The sequence below is a fragment of the Paraburkholderia sp. RAU6.4a genome (genome assembly GCF_050435625.1).
GTDB classification, from domain to species: Bacteria; Pseudomonadota; Gammaproteobacteria; order Burkholderiales; family Burkholderiaceae; genus Paraburkholderia; species Paraburkholderia tuberum.
In genome coordinates, this window is the sequence record NZ_JBNDKQ010000003.1 from 742,514 (window position 1) to 765,456 (window position 22,943).

Sequence of the window (22,943 nt, forward strand, 5' to 3'; positions counted from 1 at the left end):
GGGCTCACGAATGGCCATAGAAAGCTTCAACGACGTCCTAGCCTTCGTCCGTGTCGTGCGCGAAGGCACCTTCACCCGGGCAGCCGCGCTGCTCGACGTGTCGCCCTCCGCGTTGAGCCATGCGGTTCGTGGACTCGAAACTCGGCTCGGCGTCCGACTGCTGACGCGCACCACACGCAGCATAGCCCCGACTGAAGCAGGCGAAAGACTATACCTCCGTGTAGCGCCGCAGTTCGACGAGATCGATGCTCACATCGCGGCCGTGGAGGAACTGCGTGACAGGCCTGCCGGGACCATTCGCATTACGTCGGCCGAGCACGCTGCCAATAGCATCCTCTGGCCTAAATTATCCACAGTCCTTCACAACTATCCCGACATCAACGTCGAGATCACTGTCGACTACACGCTGTCGGACATCGTGGCCGAACGTTATGACGCAGGCGTTCGCGTAGGTGACCGGGTGGCCAAGGACATGATCGCGGTGCGCATTAGTCCGGATTTACGCAGCGCTGTCGTGGCGACGCCTGGATATTTCGCCACCCGGCCAAAGCCTGGCTCACCGTATGAACTAACCCAGCATAGTTGCATCAGCCTGCGACTACCCCATGGTGGATCCCTTCCATGGGAGTTTGAGAAGGATGGCCGAGAGATCAAGTTCCGTGCGACCGGCCGATGGATGTTCAACAGCAGCCTGCCCATTGTCAGGGCTGCCTTGGCGGGCTATGGTCTCGCCTTGGTACCAGAGGATATGGTGTTGGAGCACATTGCCAAAGGAACATTGGTCCGAGTGCTTGACGACTGGTGCGAACCTTATCCGGGATACCATCTTTACTACCCGAGTCGGCGCCAATCTTCCCGTGCGCTGAGCGTCGTCGTTGAAGCTTTGCGACATCGCGAGTAGTTTTTGGAAGGCCTGCCGAGGTTCTGGATGCATCGATGCCCAAACCACACGGCTTGTCCTACTCTACTGCTCGATCCAAAAGCCTGACCTCTTACTTTCAAGACACAACGCCACTTCATCGCCGGGTCGATTTATTAGTTCTATTCAGCAGTTCATGCTGAATCACGAGCTTAATCGAAACGGCTACGATGCGTACGATTCCGTTTACAAAAAAGAAAGGGCGAACGACCAGGCGTCTTCTGGCTCCCGCCTTTCGCCACCGGCATGCCACTTGGTCTCGGCCTGCGCGCGTGCTGCCATGAATGTGCAAACGGATGGAGCAATTGACCGATGACCCACGGGACGCCCGTTAAATTTCGCAAGACCGGTGCTCTAACCGCCGCGTTGGCCCTCAGCCTGGGGCTGACCCTTGCACCGAGCCACGCCGCTCAAAACGCCGAGGCACCGCAAGCCATGTCCGACACTCAAGCTCCCTCCGGCACGCTCTCCGTCAAGCAGCAGGCCGTTCTCTTGATCGCGACCTTCATGGCCACGAGTGATATGCCCCAGCTCGACGTCGCGTTGAACCAAGGACTGGACGCCGGTTTAACTGTCAGCGAAGCCAAAGAAATTCTGGTGCAGCTTTATGCCTACGTCGGCTTTCCGCGCAGCCTCAATGCGCTGGGTGAGCTGATGAAAGTGGTAGAGGCGCGTAGACAGCGTGGCATCCAGGATGCGCCTGGACGCGAACCCAGTCGCGCCATTCCCACCGGTGCGGCCCTGCTGGCGGCAGGCAGGGCCAATCAGACCCGAATATCTGGCGGCCCTGTCAAAGGCCCGGTGTTCGAATTCGCGCCGGTCATCAATCAGTTTCTGCAGGCCCACCTGTTCGGCGACATCTTCGAACGCGACAACCTCGACTGGCAAAGCCGCGAACTGGCCACAGTCGGAGCCCTCGCCTCAACGCCGGGTGTCGAGCCGCAGTTGCGTTCGCACTTGCGTGCCAGTATGCACGTAGGCCTCAGTGCTGCGCAGTTGCGTCAAGCGGTCCAGGTATTGAGCGAGCACGGTGATGAGCAGGCCGCCCAGCGTGCAGGCGCGGCCTTAACACAAATGCTTGCTGTTCCCTCGGGAGGCTGAACATGAAAATGACCAAAACGCTGCTGACCACGACCATGATGGCTTTGCTCACTGCCTGCGCAACCCATCCCAGTGAGCCAGGCAATTCCGCCGGCCCCTTGCTGATTCAAGAGCAAGGCAGTTTCGCCGCCGGAGGCATGATGACAACCGCGTCAGGCGCATTCAACCCGCGCAAGCCCATGGCGCCAGACGGGCAGACCTACCACGGCGACCATGCCTACGTGTTCTACCAAATCCCGGTGGATGTCCGAAAGCTACCCATCGTCATGTTGCATGGCGCCGGCCAGTTCTCAAAGACCTGGGAAACGACAGCTGACGGCCGCGAAGGCTTCCAAACTATCTTCCTGCGTCGCCGGTTCGGCGTGTACCTGATCGATCAGCCGCGGCGTGGCAATGCCGGGCGCAGCATGGTCGAGGCGACCCTCAAGCCGATACCGGACGAACAGCTCTGGTTCAACCAGTTCCGTGTCGGTCTGTGGCCAAACTATTTCAGTGGCGTGCAGTTCGACCACCGCCCGGAGACGCTTAACCAGTTCTTCCGAGCCATGACCCCGAACACCGGGCCATTCGACACGAACGTTATCTCCGACGGCGTGTCGGCAGCATTCGACAAGATTGGCCCAGGTATTCTGTTCACCCATTCCCAAGGTGGAGGGCCCGGTTGGTTGACTGCGATCAAGAACCGCAATGTCAAGGCCATCGTGGCCCTTGAGCCGGGCAGCAGTTTCATCTTCCCGCAGGGCGAAGTGCCGCCCCCGATTCCGAGCGCGTTCGACACTGTGCAAGGCGAAGCCATACCACTTCCGAGGTTCATGGCGCTGACGCGGATTCCGATCCTGGTGCTCTACGGTGACAACATCCCTGAGCAGCCCATGGATCTGCCAGCCCAGGATAGTTGGCGTGCCCGCCTGCAAATGGCTCGCCTGTGGCGCGATACCGTCAACCGCCATGGCGGTGATGTGACGTTGGTGCACCTACCCGAAATCGGCATCAAAGGCAACACCCACTTTCTGATGTCGGACCTGAACAATGTCCAGATTGCGGACCTAATTTCAAAGTTTCTTGCCGAGAGGAAGCTCGACTGATGGGCGGGAGACGCATCGTGTTCCGCTCGCAATTCCCACCTATGGGACGATCTCTGCCGCGCCCGATCCTGACGGTCGTGGGGGTGAAGGCCGATACCGTTCTGGAGCGACGAGGTGCTTGAAAAGGCGCAAGAACCGAAGGAACTCTTCGTCCAGTGCGCGACGCACATGAAAATGTACGACAAGCCGCAATACGTGGGCCGACGATCGAAAAGCCGAATGATTTTACCGTCAGTACCTGGGACACCCAAACGGCTCAGAAATGAACTATGTATCGGAGCACACGCTTCGATCAGGAACCGTGCGGGCCAGTATCCGCCCGAGTAGAGGAAGATAGCAATGGATGAGATTGCTCCGCCCGCCGTGGTTCTGGTCGTTGGCGCCACCGGCAGCATCGGCCGCTTGGTGGTTGCCGAGGCCCTTCGGCAGGGATATGCAGTTCGAGCATTGGTACGAGACGCTGCAAAGGCCTGTCGCATGTTGCCATCCGAAGCGCAGCTGATCGTCGGCGAAGTCACGCGCCCGGATGGCCTGGCCAAGGTGGTCGGGGGCGCCGATGCCATCATCTTCACGCTGGGTGCAGGAAGCATACGTGGAGAGCGTGCCGAGGAGGTCGATTATGGCGGCGTGCTCAATATATTGACTGCGCTGGGCCAGCTAAAACCGAGGATCGCGCTTATGACAGCCATTGGCGTGACCAAGCGTGAGGATGACCGATTGGGCGTTCTCGGAGGTCACGATTGGAAGCGACGCTCAGAACGGTTGGTGCGCGCCAGCGGATGCGCCTACACGATCGTCAGGCCCGGTTGGTTCGATTACAACGAACCCGATCAGCAACGTCTGGCATTGCTGCAAGGCGATACCCGTTGGGCCAGCGATCCCAGCGATGGCGTTGTCTCGCGCCAGCAGGTCGCCGAGGTGCTCGTGCGTAGCCTGTCAACTACCGCTGCCGCCTTCAAGACCGCTGAGTTGGTTGCGGAATATGGGCCTGCGACTCAAGACTTCGACGCGCTGTTCGCGCCACTGGCCGTTGATCCGCCCAGTGCAGTGGACGCTGCGCGGGACGTTGACAACATGCCGCCCGAAAAAGAACCCCTTCGGGTTTGTCAACACCTGATTGCACTGCGCGCCGCCAGCAATTGAAACGTTGCGTGCCAGTCACATGAAACCATGGTGGCTCTGCAGCCACGACGCAAACCAAGCCTTCACATCGTGTACCTCCGGCCCCATTCGCCGGCCGTAGATACGCGTCAGAAATTGAATCCATCATCCGCATGGCTTGGATCAATAAGGCGCTCGGCCACACGGAAAATGCCGCTGTGATCAGCGCCTTGTGATCGACATGCCACATGGTCAATCTGATAAGCCAACATGATGGGAATTCTGCTGAAATGACTTCGTGTCAATCATCTCCGACCATCGCGTCTGCCGCCAAAGACGAAGAGACGCGTGATACCGTTCCTCGGCCTACGAACGAGCTACACCTGCTGCTCATCCTTAGCGCGTTGATGTCGTTCGCTTCCATCTCCACCGACATCTATTTGCCTGCCCTACCGACTATCGGCCGTGCCCTGCGCGTGACCTCGGCCGGTATCGAACTGACCTTTTCCGCGTTTTTGGTCGGCTTTAGCCTGGGCCAGTTACTGTGGGGGCCAATCAGCGATAGATGCGGCCGGCGAATTCCTATCGCCGTCGGGATGGTGTTGTTCACGATCGGCTCGATGGGCTGCGCCATGTCCACCACGGTAACGCAAATGATGGGCTGGCGCGTGATACAAGCGCTCGGTGCCTGCGTAGGGCCAGTGCTTTCCCGCGCCATAGTGCGAGATCTCTACGGTCGGGAGCGGTCCGCACGAATGTTATCGACTCTGATTCTGATCATGGGCATCGCGCCGTTGCTCGGGCCTTTAGTTGGCGGGCAAATTCTCTTGTTCTGGTCCTGGCAAGGGATATTCTGGACACTGGCGGGTGTTGGCCTGCTAACCCTAGTCTCCCTTCTGGCGCTGCCCGAGAGTCTGCCGGTATCTCAACGCTCGACTACACCACTGTGGCAAAGCCTCTCCGATTATCTGGACTTAGTGCAAGATGTCCGGTTGATGCGCTATGCACTGTCCGGCGGGTTCTTCTATGCCGGCGCTTACGCTTTCATCGTCGGTACGCCATTCGTGTATATCGAGTACTACCATGTCTCGCCGCAGTCCTATGGCTGGCTGTTCGCCGTGAACATCGCAGGCATGATGGCCGCCAACTTTATCAATGGCCGACTGCTGCGGCAAGCGGGCAGTGAGCGACCCTTTCACATAGGGACCTGGATTGTGGCTCTGTCTGGCCTCACGCTGATAGTGAACGCCTGGTCTGGCTGGGGTGGCATGATCGGTCTGAGCGTGCCGATTTTCTTTTACATGTCCATGAACGGACTCATCGTAGCCAATTCGGTCGCCGGCGCACTGGCAAACTTTCCGCACAAAGCCGGTTCGGCTTCCTCGCTCCTTGGTGCAATGCATTATGGCAGCGGCATCCTGAGTGCGGCAATGGTGGGATGGTTCGCGAACGGCAAGCCCTGGACAATGGCGTGGATCATGGGTTTGGCGGGCTTTGGAAGCCTGGCGACTTCTGCGATCTCCGTCCGCATCCGCACCGCCAACACATAGTCGAGAACCCAGAGTGTTGGGCCGCCGAACACTGCTGCTCCACTACGGGACAATGTTCGGATCGGCACCGTTACTGCCCGGCCGGCCGTACCATCAACTGGTTGTTCACCGAGTTCACGCCGGACACACCCTTTGCGACCTGTGTCGCCACAGGGATTTGCGACTCATCGGGCACCCCTCCCTGCAATGTGACCACACCACTTCGCGCACGCACCGAAATGCCAGAAGCGCTGATGCCTTTCGTACGCGCCAATGCTTGCCTGACTTTCTTTTGAAGTAGGCGATCTTCTCGCCGTACCGCTTTGGCGTTTGAAGACGCAGTGACAGCGGGCGCCGCCACATGGGCCTCGCTATTGCCTTGCGCGATAGCGCCACAAGCCGTCAGAGCGAGAAGGGCACCACCAATGCACCGCGTTGCGTGAAAGAGCTTCATTGATTATTCTCCTGTCGTCTTAGAAAAGGATACCGACTTATCGCTGTAGGGATGTCCATTACTGAACACCCGCATAGATTTCGGCGTGCCCAATTCAGCCAACATCATCTGCGTATAGCAAGATGATGACGTTGCGTTTGGCTTCGCGCCGTCGCCACTGGTAGGCCCAGAGGTCAAAGAAGTAGTAGCAGATACACGTTCGCGAAAAGCGGTGAAGCCACTGGTCCCGTGGCGTACCTAACCACCGACGCTTAACTCTCCATCTTCAAGCACACCGCCTTGAGCCACTTGCGCGCAAGTCGGATGATGCGTTGGTCACCAATCCGGTGCTGCATGAATCGAATCAGCCATTCCCGGCGAACCGAGTCGAAAAAAGCTGCCGTACACGTTTCAGCAGGTGTGGCACGCTTGCCCGGTTCCACACCCAGCACGTGCGCGGCCGACGCGCGTTCCCCGTGGCACCCACCCTTGGCTCCGCACAGTCCGGGACATGTTTCCCGACGTTGTTCGCAGACTGCTGTGTACGCTTCGCCGACCTCGTTCTTCCACGTCGCAACACTCGCCGGCTGGCGATCGCTACCCCACTTGCGTCAGACTCGCACCGACCGGATCGCGCCAGCTTTGCCAGCGAACCACCAACTACTCCTTGCCGGTCTCCCGGCGCCCTCAAAACTTGTGACGGATACCGACCACGGCCACGACTTGCGTGGTCGTGGTCGACGGGGCGCCGATTGTATTCAGCCACGCATGCAAATGTTGGGATGTCTTCTGGTAAAAAGCGTTTACATAGAGGTCCGTACTCTTCGAAAGGAAGTACTGAAAGCCAGCGCTCGTCTGCCAATAGTTGCCTGAGCCCGAGCCTTGGGTTGCGTGCGTGTATGTTTCCGCCACCGATGCCAGCAAGAATGGCGTGAAGTAATAGCGGGCACTGCCCTCGAGGTTTTGAAAGCGCACCGAACCACTTCCTCCGCCGCTGCCCGTGGCGCCCGAAAAGAGCGAGCCGGAGGTGGGATTCCCGAAGAGCGAGCCAGTGTACAAGAGGCCGAATATTGCACTTCCGGCGGTGTACGTACCAGCGACGCCCCATTGCTGGATGGTCGAAGCGGTGGCAAGGAACGGCATCGTGGTAAGGCTATAGAAATTGTCCGACGGAATCGCGCCGACCGTATCCTTGTTGAACGCTGGATTGCTAAGGCGTACGTAAGCCGCGGCCACGCTGACAGACCCACCCGAGTAGGTCGCACCTACACTGTATGCACGGTTCACTGCGAAACTCGTCGAGTTGGAGAACGCGTACGAAGCCTCCCCTTGAAACCCCGAGTAATTCTGCGTCCTGTACTTGATCTCGTTGTTGGTCCGGTACGTGTTACCCAGATTGTCGTTATCGAGCGGATGCGTCCCGTACACCGTAAGCGATGTGCTGGTGGAGATCTGCAGCGGTGCGACGAAATCCTGCATGGCGTTGTACTGGCGGCCAAGCGTAAGCGTGCCGTACCTGCCCGAGGACAGTCCCACCCATGCCTGTCGGCCGAACAGGCGGCCACCTTGAGCAAGCGTGCCGTTCACGAGGCTAAACCCATTTTCCAGTTGGAAGATCGCCGTCAGGTCACCACCCAGGTCCTCGACGCCTTTGAGGCCCCAACGGGAGCTCTGCTCATTGCTACTGGTCATCCGCCACGATGAATGGCCACCGTCGTTGTTCGTGTAAGTGAAACCGGCATCGACGATCCCAAACAGCGTAACGCTACTTTGTGCATGAGCAACGCCTCCAAACGCGGTCAAAGCCGCGATCGCGAGAAACGACTTTTTCATAAGGTGACCTCCAGTGAGTAATTTAATGATTTATTTTTTGAATGCATAAATTCCGGGAATACCTACTTCTCATTATTTATATATCTTCTACAACTAATTAATTCTTGCGACAAATAGACTCACCGCCTTTCCTTTGCACCGACAAGGAAAGCTATCAAAAACATTACGAAAATAAAAATCAAACTAAGCTTGAATGTTATTTCACGGGGCATTCTATGAAAATTTCACCATGGCTCGTTCAGGATTCGAACGAACCCTCGGTCAAATCATGCGTCTGTAGCAGCGTCTACGTTTGCAGGCTGGCCAGCGGTTTCGGATGATGCAGAGCCGCCTTGTACGCCTTGCCGTTTCCGGCGCAACCAGAAGGCGATTTGAACAGCCACCAGCAGCGTGCACATTGCAATAAAGGCGGCACTGATTGGTCGCGTAACAAACACGCTCAGATCGCCGCGTGACAGCAGAAGTGCCCGGCGAAAATTCTCCTCCACGTTTGGTCCGAGCACGTAGCCAAGGAGAATAGGCGCCACCGGGAAGTTAAGCGCGATCAGGATTGCGCCGATGATGCCGAACACAAGCACCTCGCCAACTTCAAAGAGACTGTTGTTTGTGCTGTAGACTCCTACCGCAATGAAAAACATCGCGGCCGGAAACATAAGACGGTAGGGCACGCGCAGAATTTTTACCCATACGCCTATCAATGGAACGTTCAGCAAAATAAGCAATACGTTACCAACCCAAAAGCTGGCAATGAGTCCCCAGAACAGGTCTGCGTGCTCGGTGATCAGCTGTGGCCCAGGTTGAATGCCCTGGATCAAAAGTGCTCCCAGCAATAGCGCCATCACTGCGTCGCCCGGGATGCCAATGCTCATTGTTGGGATGAAATCCACTTGCGTCTTGGAGTGTGACGAGGCCTCAGGACTAGCCACTCCCTCAATCGCCCCCTGCCCGAAGCGCTCCGGCGTCTTCGATATTTTCTTCTCTAGCGCATATGAGATAAAGGTGGTGATGGTCGGCCCTGTTCCCGGCATTGCACCGAACAGTGTGCCCACAAGCGTGCCCCGGACCATTGGCCAAAAGGCCTGCCTCACTTCCGACATGCTCGGACGCATGTCGCGCAGTCTCACATTCACCCCCCCACCTATATCCTGCAATCGATTCACGTTATGCAGAAAATCTGCAATGCCAAACAATCCAAGAGCCAACGCCACGAGTTCGATGCGATCCGAGAGTTCGATAAATCCGAAGGTGAAGCGCGGCGTTCCGGAATTGACGTCAGTGCCAACGATGCCCGCCAACAGGCCTAGACAGGTCATCGCTACCCCTTTTGTCGGTGAGCCACGCGACATCGTGCCTCCGGCTACGAGGCCAAGCAGCATGATCGAAAACAGTTCCGCGGGGCCGAACTTGAACGCCACTCTGACAAGTAACGGAGAAGCGAAGATCATCACCAAGATGCCAACGGACGCCGCGAAGAACGACGAGATCATCGCGATTCCCAATGCGGTTCCGCCCTTGCCCTGCCTTGTAAGGGGATAACCGTCGAGGCACGTGACCGCATGCGGCGGATGACACGGCAGATTCAGCAAGATTGCGCCGATGGCTCCGCCATACTGCGACCCATAAAAGATCCCGGCGAGCATGAGGATTGCCGGCACCGGATGCAAGCTGTAGGTCAATGGCAAAAGAATTGAGATCGCAGAAAGCGCGCCCATACCGGGGAGTACGCCGATCAAGTTGCCAACCAATACACCAAAGAACGACCACATCAGGTTATTGGGTGCAAGCGCAACACCAAAGCCATGCCACAGGTCGATCAGAGATTGTTCCATCATTTAGCCCCACCGAAACAAGGGAAGCTGCAGCTGCAGCGCCCAAAAAAAGACAATTGCGCTAACTGCGACCATCGCAAGCGCCAGCATGATTGCGCTCTTGAAGGTGTTTTGCCGGTCGCCCAGAGCAGAGATGAACGTCACCGCAAACGTAGCGGGTATCAGGCCGCCATAGCGGCCGAGCAAAACAAACGCAACGTTGGCCAGGATGATGCAGATCCAACCACGCCATTCAGGCGGGTGGCGCGCGCTGGACGCAGCCGGGGCCTGTCGACGCGCGCCCATGGCGATCAGTACACCCATGGCTGCCAGCACCAACCCGACGGCTACCGGAAAATAGCCTGGTCCCATGTGCGTCAACGAACCAACTTGATAGCCTAATCCCTTGAAAACTACGCCGGCACCAATCAGAAGCATCAGCACGCCTCCGTAGTAGTCCCTGCTGTACTTGCTCAAAGTCAGCAAGCCGACACGCTGTTCTCTGTGCATTCTGGGTCTTCCTCCATTACGTGCGTGGCTTCGCGACCGAGCCACCTCCAGCCAACGGTCTTGAACAAGACCCAGTCGCTTCCTAGTTGCCATCCAGCTTGATGCTGCCGCTTTTGACGAGCTTGCTCAGCTTTTGGGTATCGGAATTGATCAGCGCTGCGAATTGATCGGGCGTTGAAATTAACGGCTCCACGCCTTCTTTTTCAAGTTGCTGCTTCACACTCGACGAAGTGAGTATTCGAGCGATTTCAGCTGACAACTTTTCGACAATAGGCCTCGGCGTGCCAGCCGGCACAAACACGCCTTGCCATGCCCTCTCGTCATAGGCCGGCAGGCCGGCCTCGCTGAACGTCGGCACTTGGGGCAACAGCGCGAGACGCGTCTTACCCGAGACCGCAAGTGCTTTGAGTTGCCCCGACTTGATGTATGGCGCCGCAATCATCGGCGTATTGAACGAAACCTGGACCTGTCCGCCGATCGCGTCGGTCATCGATTGCGCCCCGCCCTTGTACGGGATGTGCTGCATCTGAACGCCCGCCAACTCGTCGAACACTTCCCCCGCAATATGAGCGCCCGAACCGCTTCCGGACGATCCGAAGTTCAATTGACCCGGCTTGGATTTTGCTAGTGCGATGAACTGTTGCAGGTTGTTCACTGGTACGGACGGATGAATCAGCATTACGAACCTTGCACTTGCCAACGTGGCCACCGGTACGAAGCTCTTCACTGGATCGTATGGCAGGTTAGGCTTGAGCAGAGGAATGATGTCGTGTGTATTCGACACCACCAGCAAGGTGTAGCCGTCCGGAGCCGATCGTGCCGCCAATTCAGTTCCGATGATGGTGTTGGCACCGGGATGGTTCTCAACGATGACCGATTGGCCCCAACTTTCCCGGAGCTTTTCTGCGAGCAACCGCGCCATGCTATCGGTGCTACCGCCTGGCGTGAGCGGAACGATGATCCGAATCTGCTTGCTTGGATAGGATTGCTGCGCGACCGCGTAAAGCGACAGAACAGCCAGGACGAAACCCACGAGCGCTCGTACTGTGTTTCTCGAAAGTTGATACACGAATGTCTCCATGCGTTTTATTAGCGAACGACCTACAGTGAACTTCGCCAGACAACTCGGCAGCCCGGAGGGTCAACATCTATTTGGTCGTATATATGAACCGTGCGACGTATATGCGACTAATGTACTCGAACCGCCGGCGTGTTCCATTGGGGTTTGTACGTGGGGATACCGCGCCGGATTGCGCGATAGCCCAACCCTCGTCAGGGTACATGGCTGTCATGTCCGAACTGAACACTTGATTGGGCTCGGTGGGCGTGAACTCGCAGTTCAGCAGATTCCTTCGCAACGGACCGTTTGAGTTGAGAGCCGGTTTCTTACCCGTTATGGCACCTTATGCCGTTACCGGATGTCCACGCCAGCATCGCGACGACAGGGCGCTGCGTTGCAACAAACATGCAGATGAAACGCGGTGCGCCGGAAAGCATTCCGGCAGCAGGCGGAGAGTAAGATCCGGCGAAGTGTGACTGGTGTGATGAGAATTTTCCGTTGCGCAAACGGCCCCGAAGCCTCCGTCATCCTGAGCCTTGACGAAGTGACTCGTTTCTTCGAGTCTATTGCCAGCCTGAAACGGTGCACCATCCTGATGACTTCCTACGCGCCGGCCGACGGGTGTCGAAAGTCGTCCTCCTGAAGGTCACCGATATCGACAGCAAGCGAATGATCAGTGTCCGCCAAGGTAAGGGTCGCAAGAATCGTTACGGAATGCTCGCTGGCGAGCAGCACTGTTATGGGCAATCACCGGTCCTGGCGGCAGTTTTACGAACTGCATGTCGCGCTGCCGAAAGCCCTGAACACCGAAGCCATCGAGCGCATTGGCGCGCTGCACAAAAATCCAGGAGGCGATTCTGGAGAATACAGAGTCGCGACTCGCTGCGCGCTAATCCGATTGCAGATCATTCAACATCCTACGTTCTTTGAGTCGTCGGAGGCTTTCCCGTGCGCGAGGAGTTTAGCGGCGGAGCGCTGCTAGCGGTCGACCTACTGTGCACATCGTATGGTGCGCACCATGGCACAGCGGAATTATTGACAAACGATTTTCCGCCTGCTTTCATTTCATCGCCGCAACGGTGCCGGTAGCGTTTTCTCCTTTGCGAGTCTACAGGCCGAAGTCGGATCCGAATTTCGCCAAGGCCAAACCGAATAGGTAAACGAACGGCGATCACACGTCCTCGACATCGCCCCCATTCAGCGGAAAGCCTTTTTATACATCTAGCGCCGCTTTGGTCAGCTTCATTTCAGGCCAAGAGACTTTGGCGGCTTCGATGAACGCTTGGACGAGAGGGTCGTCCTTGCGACTCGATTGATGAGCGACTGACAAGGCGAGTTCGGTCTGTACGATGGGCGAGATGGCCAGATGCCCCTCTCTTTCGCCTTGCACCGCGTACTCTTCTCGCACCAGCATCATGCCTGCGCCCGCTTGAAGCGCGGCACGGCCTACCGCAGCATTGTCATATCGGACAACAATATTCAATTCAAGCCCCTTCTCGCCAAATAGCTGCGCTTGCAATGCCGAATAAGCCTGACTCGCACTCGGCGTCAGCCACGGCAGGCTCGCCAGTTCGGACCAGTCAGCAGCGCTGATTTTTTCCTTCCAAGCAGCAGGACCCGCCACCCTGTATTGCACTGTGGTCAGCTGGTAGTAGGTGAAGTCTGCGTCGATGGGTCGACCAATTAGAACGCCCACATCAAGCTCGCCACTCTTCAGCCCCTGGCGGGTTCCTGAAGATGGGCGCGCATACAGATCTATGCTGACTAGAGGATGCCGGGCGCGAACCGTAGCGATCATCTCCCCAATACGTGTACCTGGTTCGCTACTGGTGCCCACCACGAGTTTCCCTTCCATTTTCCCTCGAAGCTCGCGGGCGAACGACATGAACAGCGCCTCCTCATTCAGAAGTGCTTTCGCTCTCTGAACCAGCAATTGCCCGGCACGTGTCAGCTCGAGGCTGCGATTAGTGCGAACAAATAGCTGAGTGCCGAGGCGCTCTTCGATGGCACGCACATGGGCGCTGGCCGCAGATTGGCTGATATAGAGCCGCTCGGCGGCGCGCGTGAGGTGCTGTTCCTCCGCCACTGCTACGAAAGTTCTCAGCTGGACGAGGTCCATCACCATGAGTTGTCTCCAGTTTTCTCTATCTCGATCGTTCGCAAACCTGGCAGACGGCGTCTCCAAAAACGCAATGGACTTGCCGCAGCCGCGCCTCCTACACTACCTACGAGCGATGGGTATCATGGCCGTTCAGACGACGGTCGATAAGTGTCGATTATCACTCAATTTTTCCGTGGGTTTTCTGCGGTGATTATCGGCCGCACGATGCTCGGATGAACCGACATTGCATTACGCGGCGTGAACCAGCGCGAGCATGCGGGCAATGTGCGGCGCGATCGATTCAACCGGCTATCCCGCCACAGCTTCGTCGCCCTAGCCGACGTGGCCCGGCGCGGTATACATGGCAACATGAAGACCGTCGTGGACAAGGTCAAAAAGGGCAAGGGCCGCATCCTCAACGAGCGCTTCGCGATTCAGCGTGGCCGAGATGCTCGAACACGGGCACTCGCACCCGATGCGCATGCCGCCGCCCTTCGACGGCTATGGCGAGAAGCCCGCGCGCTTGTCCCGCACCTGCCCGGTGTATCGGTGGCTCGCAACCGCTACTCGGTGCCGTGGCGAGTTGTTCGGGCAAGTGGTCAGCACCCGGCTGTATCCGGCCGGCGTCGTCGCGGCGGCCGAGGACCACATCGTCGCGCGCCACGGCCACCAGGCAACCCCGGCGAGAGCACAACAAAGATCCCAAGCCGATCAAGTGGAGATACGACGATCCGTCGCGGCGAATTGGGCCGGCGCCAATTCGTTGACGCAGTCGACTAGCGCATGTTGAGGGGGCGCTTGTTCGTCTCCATCAGCGTGCTGCTGATGCCGCCATCGACTAGGATCTCCTGCGCATTGATGTAGTCGGACCGGTCGCTGGCCAGAAATGCGATGACGTTAGCCAAGTCTGCGGGAACACCCATCCGCCCTGACGGTACCGCGCGTTCCCGCGCTGCCGCCAGTACGGGATCACGGTATACGGCTTCCGAGGCCGGTGTCCGGATCTGTCCGGGAGACACGACGTTGCTGCGGATGCGGTGCGGGGCCAGTTCGAGCGTGAGCGTGCGCGACAGCGTGATCATGGCCGCCTTGCTGGCGCAATAGGGACCGCTGCCGCCCTGGGGGAAGTGGGCAATGAGGGATGCGACATGAATGAGGCTGCCGCCTTGGCCCGCGGCAATCATTTGCGCCGCAAAGGCCTTCGTGCAAACCAGCGCACCGGTGAGATTGACCGCCAGCACGCGATTCCATACGTCGAGCGGAAGCTCCATCAACGGCTGCCGGTGACGTATTGCAGCATTATTCACGAGGACACGGCACGGACCCAACTCCTGTTCGACGCGCTTCGCAGCAGCGAAGACGCTGTCGGGCTCACCGATGTCCGTGCAGACGCCGATCGCGCGCCCGCCGTCTCGCTGGATCTCCGATGCCACCTCGGCTGCCGCCGCATCGTCCCGGTCCAGCACCGCAATCGAGGCGCCAACCCGCGCCAGTTCGCGGGCGGTTTCGGCCCCGATCCCGCTTCCAGCACCCGTAACCACACAGACGCGACCGTAAAGGCCCAGCCATTCCGATGCGGCGGGGGAGTTGCTTTGTGTCATGGGTTATCGTCCGATTGCTGGATGTGGAGAATCGTCGACACATCGGTCGACGAAAGGACGCTACGGCACGTTTGCAGCACCGGCTGCGCCTGATGTAGCGAATACGCCGGCTGCACGCTGGCAAGGAATCTGGCGTCGATGTCTGCACTGGTCATGGGCCGGGCCAACGAGCCGACGGCATGCTCGATCGATACGTCGACGGTGCGGCCGTCCCTTGCCGTCGCGGTGCGCGGTGGCCTTGCACAGATCGTCCTTGAAGGCCGGGCGCCAGCACGGTGCATTCTTCTTGGGGCTGATGGCGGCATAGCCAATATGCGTGTCGATATGCGGCGGCCGGCGCGTGAGCAGCGTTGACAATCTTCCAAGATCGCAGCGAACCGGGTGCGGCCACCGCGGCGGCGCGGCCCCCACTTGGACGGTGTATTAATCAGATCGGGCTGGCTCAGCGATCGTCGCGCGGACCAGCTCGCTGATATCGGGAAGTGATTCAAGCCCCTCAACGAGGGAGGTAATGTTTGCTGCCATATCCTTGGGCATTGGCCGGCCGCTGAACGCAATGCAGTCCGCCAGTTTGCGGGCGAAGCCGGCCTGATTCATGGCATGCGGGTGATCTACCCGGTGCTCCGGGAGTTGGCCGTCGGTGGTTTCGATGCGGATGATGACCGGACAGACCCGGGCTCTCCAACCCCGCTCCAATTCCTCATCGACCACGCCGTCAACTTTGGCTGCCAGTTCGAGAACCTCCGTACGCTGGAGGGCCGCCGATGTGAAGTCGGCCAGGCCGACCCGACCATGCACCAGGGCGGCGGCGACGACGTAGGGAATACTGAACTGGGCATCTATCGGAGTGCCAGGCGCCTTTTTCGCTTCAACCGGGGTGCAGCCTGCGGAATAGGTGTGTTCGTTAAACCTCAGTTCTACCCGGCGAATCTGCTCCGGAGCCAAGTGCCACTTTTCCCGCGCCTCGAGCGCGGTATCGATCGGAACGTGCATGGGGCGCATGCACGGGTAGGGCTTGAAGGACAAATTCTCGTGTTCGAAACGGGTGCCCAATCCCGCTGTGATGACTTCCGGGCTGTAGCGGTCGCGGAGGTACACCCGATAGAAACCGTCGATACCCTGGAAGGTGTTCTGTGTCCCGCGTATGCCCTTCTTGGCCATCTGGACTGAGATCAAGGCGGCCTTGGCGGCAAATCCCGGCTGCATCCGTTTGGTCAAGGCCGAGTCGCGAATGACTTGGTAGTTTCCGGCGGTCTGGCTATAGGCAATGCCGATGGCATCGACCATTTCGGCCGGCGTGAGTCGCATGACCCGGCCAGCTGCAATCGTTGCGCCAAACGTACCGAGTAGTTGCGTATAGATAAAGCCACTCTCGACAATGCCGATTGTGCTCGCCAAGCCCAAACGGCAGACCACGTCCAGTCCTGCAGTGACACCCACGAGCAGCTCGTCGCCGCCTGCTCCACCCGCCAATTCCGCAGCGGCCAGTGCGGCAGGAATAACGGTCACCCCGGCGTGCAGCATGGCGACGTCGTGGTTGTCGTCGTAATCGTTGGCATGAGCCATAGATGCGTTGACCCAGGCAGCATGGTGGGCCGGGACTCGCCGGCCGTGCACCAACACGGTAGCCTTCTCGCTCCCACCCCACTCCTCGATCAAGTTCAACAACTCGCCAATCCCCGGGGATGAGGTACCCGCAATCGTTGTGGACAACGTATCAAAGATGTCCAGTTTGGTAGCTGCGATTGTCGACGTCGGAAGATCCCTCATCTGCAACGAAGCAGCATATTCGGCCAGGGTAAAGGCAATATCTTGAGACACTGAAAAATCCTCTTCCAATTGCGGTTGGGCTGCCGTCACCGGAAGCCAGATAGGACATGCCCAGGCAGCCGTTTATTGCGGCTCGATCTTGAACTTCGTGTAGTCCTTTTGTGCGATCGCTTCGACGTTGCGCATGTCGGTATCGAACTGTCGATAGTCACCCTCGTAGGGCGTTTGGTCCGCCTTTTTCAGCGCCGCCACGACACTCGGCTCCTTGAGCGCGTCGGCAAGCGCTTTCCTCAATTTGTCCAGAATCGGTTTGGGCGTCCCTGCGGCAACCCAGATGCCACCGTAAAGGACATCTGTCATCTGCGGGTATCCCAACTCCGCGAACGTCGGAACATTGGGGAGCTGCTTGCTTCGCTTGTTGCCCGTCACAGCCATGACCGCGATGTTGGGGTAACCGACCATGCTGCTCGCCGCGTAGGAGAGCGTGAAGTAGACATCCATGGTTCCACCCACCACGTCGGACATGGCTTGCGCCCCGCCCTTGTAAGGAACTTCTCGGTAACCGATCCCGGAGACATCCTTGAACCGCTCTGCGACGAGCCCGGGGGTGCTGCCCGGCCCGAGTGACGCAAAGGTCAGCTTGCCGGGGTTGGACTTTCCGAATGCAACGAACTCTTTCAGCGTTTTCGCCTTGCTCGACACCGTATTGACGAACATGGCGTAGGGCGCATAAGCGACACCACCGACAGATTCGAAGTCGGACCATTTATACCCGGGTTCCTTCATGCCGACGAGGTTATACGCCATGTTGGTGGCGTTGTATAACAGCGTGTACCCGTCGGCCGGTGCTCTCGCCACCCTTTGCGTGGCGATCGCAGAGTTCGCGCCCGGACGGTTATCCACGAGAACCCGGACGCCCAGCAACTTTGACAGCCCTTCTGCGGTCGCGCGCGCGAGAAAGTCCGAAGAGCCGCCAGGAGGAAAGCCCACGACCATGGTCACCGGCCTCACTGGATATTCCTGTGCCTGGGCAGCGGCAAACGGGGCGGCGCCGACGAGCGCCATGGCACTTGCGGTAGTCAAAAGGAGGTTCAGTCTCATTTGAAGGTTCGTTCTCATTTGGGCCCCGCGTATTGCGTGTCGTTGACCTTCTCGAGCCATTGGACGGTCTTCCCATCCAACTGCTCCGTGATGGCGAGGTGGCTTATGGCGCCGCCGGCTGATGCAGGGCGGCGAGACAGAGCGAAAACGCCGCTGCGGCGCATCCTCGGGGGATCTTCAATTTCGTATTCCGCATCGTCACCATTCGTGCAGTGTAGACAGCACACGTCGCGCGCGTCCAAGTCCTTTTTCGGGAGGCCGCGTCCACGGATCGCGAACGCCATCCCATTCGGCTTTGCTGATTTCCGCCAGCAGGAAATCGCGTTGGACGCGGCCCGCCCCGGACGCGAACATTCACACCGAGGCTCGGAACACCCAAGACGATATAGGGCATTAGGCTTTGAAGCGCTCAGCCGACTGTCGCAGCCGAGAGCCTGATCAACGTCGTCGTCGCAGGCTAGCGTCTGCAACCGCCAACCCTTTCCACGGAAGACTCAAATGCAAGCAAATCCCCCCCTATCAGGGATTCGCATCCTCGACGCCGCGACCTTCCTCGCCGCGCCATACTCCGCTTCGCTGCTCTCGGAGTATGGCGCCGAAGTGATCAAGGTCGAACTGCCTTCCGGCGACCACATGCGCGACATTGGCCCCTTTCGCGGCGATGTCTCCCTGTGGTGGAAGGTCATCGCTCGCAATCGACAGAGCGTCACGCTCGACCTGAACACCGAAGATGGAAGACGTGTCTTCAAGCAGCTCGTGAGCAAGTGCGACGTGGTCATCATGAACTACCGCCCCGACGCGCTGAAGAAGTGGGGGCTCGAGTTCAAGGATCTGGTGCAGTGCCGCAGCGACCTGGTGTACTACCACTTGACCGCCTTCGGCGCGGGGCCCTATGCACAGCGGCCAGGGTTCGCGCGGGTCGCGGAGGCGTACGCGGGACTCACCAACAGGACTGGTTTTCCTGGAGAGCCCCCGGTGCAAAGCGGGTATGCGATGCTGGGCGACGGGATCGCCGGAATCTACGGCGCCTTCGCACTCATGCTCGCGCTCCGGCAACGGGACCTGACGGGCGAACCCCAAATGATCGACCTCGGGCTGTACGAGCCCCTGTTGAGCGTCATCGAAGACCAGATCATTACCTACGACGAGACGGGGTCGAGGCTGGAGCGGTTGGGCAACGCAAGCCCTCGCTGGGCACCGCACGGCCTTTTCCGAACCAAGGATGGGTTGTACGCCACCATTGCCTGTTCGACCGAGAAACTGTGGCGTCAACTGCGCAAAGTCATGGGCGACGAGTCCCTGGCTCGCTATGACAACGACAACCATGCTCGCGTAGCCGACCGCGAGGCGCTCGAGGGGAGGGTGAGCAGGTGGACAGGAAGCTACGATCTTCGCGATCTCCTCGAGATCTGCGGGAACGCCGATCTTGCCATTGGCCCGATCTATTCCCCCGCCGAGATCGTCAATGACCCTCACATCATCGCAAGGGATTCGATCATCACCGTGGACGAACCCGAAACGGGGATGCCGATCCGCATGGCCGCGCCAGCCGGCAGGTTTTCCGGGTTCAAGGGCAGCGTCCGCCATGTCGGACCGCTGCTGGGCGAGCATACCGATTCCGTCCTCACTGAGTTGCTGAACTATTCGCCGGAGCAGATCGAAGCGCTGCGGCAAAAAGGCGTCATCAGTAAATCGATGGAAAGGGCGACGAGCAACGCGGAATCGAGGCGCGCCGAAGAGGACCTTTGACCCGAGGAAAGCATGGCCGATTTGAACGGACATTGTGACTCGCGATTCGCGCGCGTCTACGATACGCTGGCGACCAACATAGAGGCAGGCGAGGAGATCGGTGCCAGCCTCTGCGTCAACATCGATGGCGAGAACGTCATCGACTTGTGGGGCGGTTGGCGCGATCGGGAACACTCGGCAAGGTGGACCGAGGACACGATCGTCGCTGTTTTCTCGGCAACCAAGACGGTGACGAGCCTCGCAGTTCTCATGCTTGTAGACCGAGGCCAGCTCGACCTCTATGCGCCGGTTGCCAAATATTGGCCGGAATTCGCTCAGAACGGCAAGGACAAGCTCGAGGTCCGTCACCTGCTCAGCCACACGGCGGGCCTGCCCGCGTGGGATCCTCCCTTCAGCATGACGGAGGCGATGGACGTCGAAGCATCGACGGCCAGGTTGGCAGCCCAAGCTCCCTGGTGGGAGCCAGGAACTCGCGGCTCGTATCACGCGAGCAGCTTCGGCCACCTCAACGCCGAGCTGGTTCGCCGAGTCTCGGGAATGACGCTCAGCCAGTTTATCGCCAAGGAAATCACTGGCCCGCTCAACGCCTCCTTCTACCTCGGTCTTTCGGAAGAAGCGCAATTGGCAAGAGTAGCGACGATCTATCCGGCGCCGGACGAGCGACCACGCGGGGTGCCGAAGGCCGCTGCCGCTTCGACCGACGATCTGGCCGTCGAGCGCGAAATCTCGGCCAGAACGCGGCTCGGCTCGTTCTCTGGCATGAAGCGTGATCCGTTGGCGCTTTTCAACTCGCCCGAGTGGCGCCGCACAGAGTTTGGTGGCAGCAGCGGTCACACGAACGCCGAGGGCCTTGGGAGAATCGTCGCGGCGCTCAGCCTGGACGGCGTCAATCGGGGCGTAAGGCTGCTCTCCCCCGATGCGATCGACTTGATCTTCCAGGAGCAGGCAAGTGGCATCGACTCCTACTATATGAGGCCCATCCGATGGGGCATCGGCTATGCGTTGGCATCGGGGGAAGACAACAGCCGCGGACCGCTCCCCTTTCTTCGCCCGAGCAAGAGAACGTGCTTCTGGTATGGCAGCGGCGGTGCGCTCGCAATCGCGGATGTCGAGCGACGTATCACCTACACCTACGCAATGAACCAATGCCAAGCCGGCAGAAACTCGGTCAACGGTGTGTACTACAAAGCCTTCTACGACAGTCTTTGAGCGAGCTGCGGCAACTTTCAACAAGGGTTTGAACAGATGTATATCGATCGCGCCAAGGCGTTGCAGCTTGAGATCGCTCCGATGTCGTTCGACGTCGAGCGCGGCCGGCTGCGCTTTTTTGCCGAAACGATCGGACTCACCGATCCCATTTATTTCGACGTCGATGCCGCGCGACGCGCAGGTCACCGTGACCTGCCCGTTCCACCGACATTCCTCGGAAACTCACTGGAACTTGAACTTCCGAATCCACTCGGCTGGCTCAAAGCCGTTGGCGGCGACTTGACAAAGACCACCCATGCGGAACAGGCGTTCGTCTACCACTCGATGGCGTATGCGGGAGACAGCCTGGTCCTGCACCGGAGGATCGTCGACGTCTACACAAAGAAGAACGGCGCCCTGGAATTCGTCGTCAAGCAGACGGACGTCAAGCGCGGCCAGGAAACGCTGGTCGAGACCCTGAGCGTGATTGCGCTGCGGCACCCGGAGGTAAAAACATGACGATTCAGGGGGTCTTCGTCGGCATGGAGCTCCCGCCGCTGCAAATGGGACCCATCACTCGCACAACGCTGGCGCTTTACGCCGGCGCGTCAGGCGATCATCAGCCGACCCATATCGACATCGATGCTGCCAAGGCCAAAGGCCGGCAAGACGTGATCGCGCACGGAACGCTGATGATGGCGTACCTGGGGCGCATCCTGATGGATTGGGTACCCCAGGAAAGGATCCGCTCGTACAAGGCCCGGTTCATTGCAGTGACACCCGTCCTTGCCGTGGCGACGTGCAGAGGCCGTATCGTCGCGATCGAGGACGGATTGGCAACCGTCGAGCTGTCGATCAGCCTCGCCGACGGAACGACAGCAGTGCGCGCAGAAGCGGTGTTGGACATTCACGACACGTGTGGGCTGCGCGAAGTCGGTCGCTCCCCGGTTTCTGACGTGCTCTCCGCCGCCGCAGGGTCCGCCGAGAGATCGACAGCGAGCTCGCCGTGCGACCCTGGCGCGAATCCGCCGCCCCTGGTCATCCAGGAACAGGGCAGCTTCGCCGTCGGCGGTTCGGTGCTACGGCATCCGGGAAGCTACGATCCGAAGCGGGCCGGCCCCGAGGGCCAGACTCTGCATGGAGACCATGCTTTTGTTACCTATCAAATTCCGGTGGACGTCCGCGGGCACCCTCTCGTGTTTGTGCACGGCAACGCCCAATTCTCTAAGACATGGCAAACAACGCCGGACGGTCGCGAAGGGTTCCAAAATATCTTCCTTCGCCGCGGCTTCGCGACTTACCTCGTCGACTCGCCCCGACGAGGCGCTGCTGGACGTAGTACCGAAGCTGCAGCGCTGACGCCCACGCCCGAGGATCAATTCTGGTTCGACATGTTCCGCGTCGGCACGTGGCCCGACTACTTTCCCGGTGTGCAGTTTTCGCGTGATCCGGCGATTCTCGACCAGTACTTCCGCCAGATCACCCCGAATACAGGTCCGTTCAATTTGAACGTGGTCTCCGACGCCGTGACCGCGCTCTTCGACAGAATCGGACCGGCGGTACTCGTCAGTCACTCGCAAGGCGGCGGCGTCGGCTGGTTCACCGCGATGAAGAGCCCTAACGTCCGTGCGATTGTTTCATATGAGCCGGGCAGCAACTTCCCGTTCCCGCAAGACGAAGTACCTGCGCCGTTGCCAAGTGCGGCCGGCCCGTTCGGCGCCGTCGGAGTATCCGTGGAAGAGTTCATGAAGCTCACCGGGATTCCCATCATCATGTTCTATGGCGACTACATCCCAGAGCAACTGACCCCGAACCGCGGTCAGGACCAATGGCGCGTACGACTGGCCATGGCCAAGCGATGGGCAGAGGTCGTGAACCGCTATGGCGGCGATGTGACGGTTATCCGTCTTTCCGACGTGGGCCTTCATGGCAATACTCATTTTCCGTTTTCCGACCTCAACAACATCGAAGTAGCCGGCGAGATGGGCAAATTCTTGACTGCGAAGGGGCTGGATTGACCACCCCATCGTCGATGTGGCCCCCGTCTACGCAGG

The 22,943-nt window shown here is 59.1% G+C and carries 20 protein-coding genes and 1 pseudogene; 11 read left to right on the plus strand and 10 right to left on the minus strand.

What is annotated here, in order from left to right:
* Positions 1–10 precede the first annotated feature (10 nt).
* From OKW40_RS27930 to OKW40_RS27950, 5 genes are all read left to right on the plus strand, one after another.
* On the plus strand, positions 11–901 hold the full coding sequence (locus OKW40_RS27930) for a LysR family transcriptional regulator (protein WP_429492742.1): 891 nt from the start codon (positions 11–13) through the stop codon (positions 899–901).
* Between the two features lie 330 nt (positions 902–1,231).
* Entirely contained in the window at positions 1,232–2,020 is a 789-nt protein-coding gene (locus tag OKW40_RS27935) for a carboxymuconolactone decarboxylase family protein (protein WP_429492744.1), read from the plus strand.
* 2 nt (positions 2,021–2,022) lie between these two features.
* Entirely contained in the window at positions 2,023–3,105 is a 1,083-nt protein-coding gene (locus tag OKW40_RS27940) for an alpha/beta hydrolase (protein ID WP_429492746.1), read from the plus strand.
* A gap of 339 nt (positions 3,106–3,444) precedes the next feature.
* Positions 3,445–4,248, plus strand: a complete 804-nt coding sequence (locus OKW40_RS27945; RefSeq protein ID WP_429492748.1) for an SDR family oxidoreductase — start codon at positions 3,445–3,447, stop codon at positions 4,246–4,248.
* Between the two features lie 206 nt (positions 4,249–4,454).
* On the plus strand, positions 4,455–5,756 hold the full coding sequence (locus OKW40_RS27950; RefSeq protein WP_429492750.1) for a Bcr/CflA family multidrug efflux MFS transporter: 1,302 nt from the start codon (positions 4,455–4,457) through the stop codon (positions 5,754–5,756).
* Positions 5,757–5,826: 70 nt separating this feature from the next.
* Here the strand turns inward: OKW40_RS27950 and OKW40_RS27955 are convergent, their stop codons facing one another.
* From OKW40_RS27955 to OKW40_RS27980, 6 genes are all read right to left on the minus strand, one after another.
* Complete coding sequence (locus tag OKW40_RS27955; protein ID WP_429492752.1) at positions 5,827–6,189, minus strand: BON domain-containing protein; 363 nt, start codon at positions 6,187–6,189, stop codon at positions 5,827–5,829.
* A 666-nt stretch (positions 6,190–6,855) separates the two neighbouring features.
* Positions 6,856–8,001 (minus strand): porin, encoded by a 1,146-nt coding sequence (locus OKW40_RS27960; RefSeq protein WP_429492754.1) that lies wholly within the window; start codon positions 7,999–8,001, stop codon positions 6,856–6,858.
* A gap of 266 nt (positions 8,002–8,267) precedes the next feature.
* A complete protein-coding gene (locus OKW40_RS27965) occupies positions 8,268–9,833 on the minus strand; it encodes a tripartite tricarboxylate transporter permease (RefSeq protein WP_429492756.1) in 1,566 nt (521 codons plus the stop codon).
* On the minus strand, positions 9,834–10,319 hold the full coding sequence (locus tag OKW40_RS27970) for a tripartite tricarboxylate transporter TctB family protein (RefSeq protein ID WP_429492758.1): 486 nt from the start codon (positions 10,317–10,319) through the stop codon (positions 9,834–9,836).
* A gap of 82 nt (positions 10,320–10,401) precedes the next feature.
* On the minus strand, positions 10,402–11,388 hold the full coding sequence (locus OKW40_RS27975) for a tripartite tricarboxylate transporter substrate binding protein (protein WP_429492760.1): 987 nt from the start codon (positions 11,386–11,388) through the stop codon (positions 10,402–10,404).
* Positions 11,389–12,592: 1,204 nt separating this feature from the next.
* Entirely contained in the window at positions 12,593–13,504 is a 912-nt protein-coding gene (locus OKW40_RS27980) for a LysR family transcriptional regulator (protein WP_429492762.1), read from the minus strand.
* 297 nt (positions 13,505–13,801) lie between these two features.
* Between OKW40_RS27980 and OKW40_RS27985 the strand changes: the two are divergent.
* Positions 13,802–14,144, plus strand: a pseudogene (locus OKW40_RS27985) (Mu transposase domain-containing protein); the annotation flags it as partial.
* A 112-nt stretch (positions 14,145–14,256) separates the two neighbouring features.
* Here the strand turns inward: OKW40_RS27985 and OKW40_RS27990 are convergent.
* Positions 14,257–15,081, minus strand: coding sequence for an SDR family NAD(P)-dependent oxidoreductase (locus OKW40_RS27990; RefSeq protein WP_429492764.1), 825 nt, complete (start codon positions 15,079–15,081; stop codon positions 14,257–14,259).
* Between the two features lie 138 nt (positions 15,082–15,219).
* On the opposite strand from OKW40_RS27990, the gene OKW40_RS27995 reads away from it, so the two are divergent.
* Positions 15,220–15,435 (plus strand): hypothetical protein, encoded by a 216-nt coding sequence (locus tag OKW40_RS27995; RefSeq protein ID WP_429492766.1) that lies wholly within the window; start codon positions 15,220–15,222, stop codon positions 15,433–15,435.
* 69 nt (positions 15,436–15,504) lie between these two features.
* Here the strand turns inward: OKW40_RS27995 and OKW40_RS28000 are convergent, their stop codons facing one another.
* The 3 genes from OKW40_RS28000 to OKW40_RS28010 form a co-directional block, all read right to left on the minus strand.
* Positions 15,505–16,902 carry an MmgE/PrpD family protein gene (locus OKW40_RS28000; RefSeq protein WP_429492768.1) on the minus strand — a complete coding sequence of 466 codons (1,398 nt, stop codon included), beginning with the start codon at positions 16,900–16,902 and terminating at the stop codon, positions 15,505–15,507.
* Between the two features lie 72 nt (positions 16,903–16,974).
* Positions 16,975–17,952: a tripartite tricarboxylate transporter substrate binding protein gene (locus OKW40_RS28005; protein WP_429492770.1), complete on the minus strand. Its 978-nt coding sequence runs from the start codon at positions 17,950–17,952 to the stop codon at positions 16,975–16,977.
* A 14-nt stretch (positions 17,953–17,966) separates the two neighbouring features.
* Positions 17,967–18,236 carry a hypothetical protein gene (locus OKW40_RS28010; protein ID WP_429492771.1) on the minus strand — a complete coding sequence of 90 codons (270 nt, stop codon included), beginning with the start codon at positions 18,234–18,236 and terminating at the stop codon, positions 17,967–17,969.
* Positions 18,237–18,450: 214 nt separating this feature from the next.
* Here OKW40_RS28010 and OKW40_RS28015 point away from each other — a divergent pair, with 214 nt between their 5' ends.
* The 4 genes from OKW40_RS28015 to OKW40_RS28030 are packed head-to-tail and all read left to right on the plus strand — an operon-like array spanning position 18,451 to position 22,907.
* Complete coding sequence (locus OKW40_RS28015) at positions 18,451–19,701, plus strand: CaiB/BaiF CoA transferase family protein (RefSeq protein ID WP_429492774.1); 1,251 nt, start codon at positions 18,451–18,453, stop codon at positions 19,699–19,701.
* A gap of 12 nt (positions 19,702–19,713) precedes the next feature.
* Entirely contained in the window at positions 19,714–20,910 is a 1,197-nt protein-coding gene (locus OKW40_RS28020) for a serine hydrolase domain-containing protein (RefSeq protein ID WP_429492776.1), read from the plus strand.
* 36 nt (positions 20,911–20,946) lie between these two features.
* A complete protein-coding gene (locus tag OKW40_RS28025; protein ID WP_429492778.1) occupies positions 20,947–21,408 on the plus strand; it encodes a MaoC family dehydratase N-terminal domain-containing protein in 462 nt (153 codons plus the stop codon).
* Positions 21,405–22,907: an alpha/beta fold hydrolase gene (locus OKW40_RS28030; protein ID WP_429492780.1), complete on the plus strand. Its 1,503-nt coding sequence runs from the start codon at positions 21,405–21,407 to the stop codon at positions 22,905–22,907. Before OKW40_RS28025 ends, OKW40_RS28030 begins: the two co-directional genes overlap by 4 nt.
* The last annotated feature ends 36 nt before the right edge of the window (positions 22,908–22,943 follow it).

Coding starts and splice junctions, on each gene's coding strand:
- OKW40_RS27945 (WP_429492748.1), top strand. CDS start 3,445: ATGGATGAGATTGCTCCGCCCGCCGTGGTTCTGGTCGTTGGCGCCACC.
- OKW40_RS27980 (WP_429492762.1), bottom strand. CDS start 13,504: ATGGTGATGGACCTCGTCCAGCTGAGAACTTTCGTAGCAGTGGCGGAG.
- OKW40_RS27940 (WP_429492746.1), top strand. CDS start 2,023: ATGAAAATGACCAAAACGCTGCTGACCACGACCATGATGGCTTTGCTC.
- OKW40_RS27935 (WP_429492744.1), top strand. CDS start 1,232: ATGACCCACGGGACGCCCGTTAAATTTCGCAAGACCGGTGCTCTAACC.
- OKW40_RS27990 (WP_429492764.1), bottom strand. CDS start 15,081: ATGACACAAAGCAACTCCCCCGCCGCATCGGAATGGCTGGGCCTTTAC.
- OKW40_RS27960 (WP_429492754.1), bottom strand. CDS start 8,001: ATGAAAAAGTCGTTTCTCGCGATCGCGGCTTTGACCGCGTTTGGAGGC.
- OKW40_RS27970 (WP_429492758.1), bottom strand. CDS start 10,319: ATGCACAGAGAACAGCGTGTCGGCTTGCTGACTTTGAGCAAGTACAGC.
- OKW40_RS27965 (WP_429492756.1), bottom strand. CDS start 9,833: ATGATGGAACAATCTCTGATCGACCTGTGGCATGGCTTTGGTGTTGCG.
- OKW40_RS28025 (WP_429492778.1), top strand. CDS start 20,947: ATGTATATCGATCGCGCCAAGGCGTTGCAGCTTGAGATCGCTCCGATG.
- OKW40_RS27955 (WP_429492752.1), bottom strand. CDS start 6,189: ATGAAGCTCTTTCACGCAACGCGGTGCATTGGTGGTGCCCTTCTCGCT.
- OKW40_RS28005 (WP_429492770.1), bottom strand. CDS start 17,952: ATGAGACTGAACCTCCTTTTGACTACCGCAAGTGCCATGGCGCTCGTC.
- OKW40_RS27930 (WP_429492742.1), top strand. CDS start 11: ATGGCCATAGAAAGCTTCAACGACGTCCTAGCCTTCGTCCGTGTCGTG.
- OKW40_RS28030 (WP_429492780.1), top strand. CDS start 21,405: ATGACGATTCAGGGGGTCTTCGTCGGCATGGAGCTCCCGCCGCTGCAA.
- OKW40_RS28015 (WP_429492774.1), top strand. CDS start 18,451: ATGCAAGCAAATCCCCCCCTATCAGGGATTCGCATCCTCGACGCCGCG.
- OKW40_RS27950 (WP_429492750.1), top strand. CDS start 4,455: ATGGTCAATCTGATAAGCCAACATGATGGGAATTCTGCTGAAATGACT.
- OKW40_RS28020 (WP_429492776.1), top strand. CDS start 19,714: ATGGCCGATTTGAACGGACATTGTGACTCGCGATTCGCGCGCGTCTAC.
- OKW40_RS27995 (WP_429492766.1), top strand. CDS start 15,220: ATGTCTGCACTGGTCATGGGCCGGGCCAACGAGCCGACGGCATGCTCG.
- OKW40_RS28010 (WP_429492771.1), bottom strand. CDS start 18,236: ATGGCGTTCGCGATCCGTGGACGCGGCCTCCCGAAAAAGGACTTGGAC.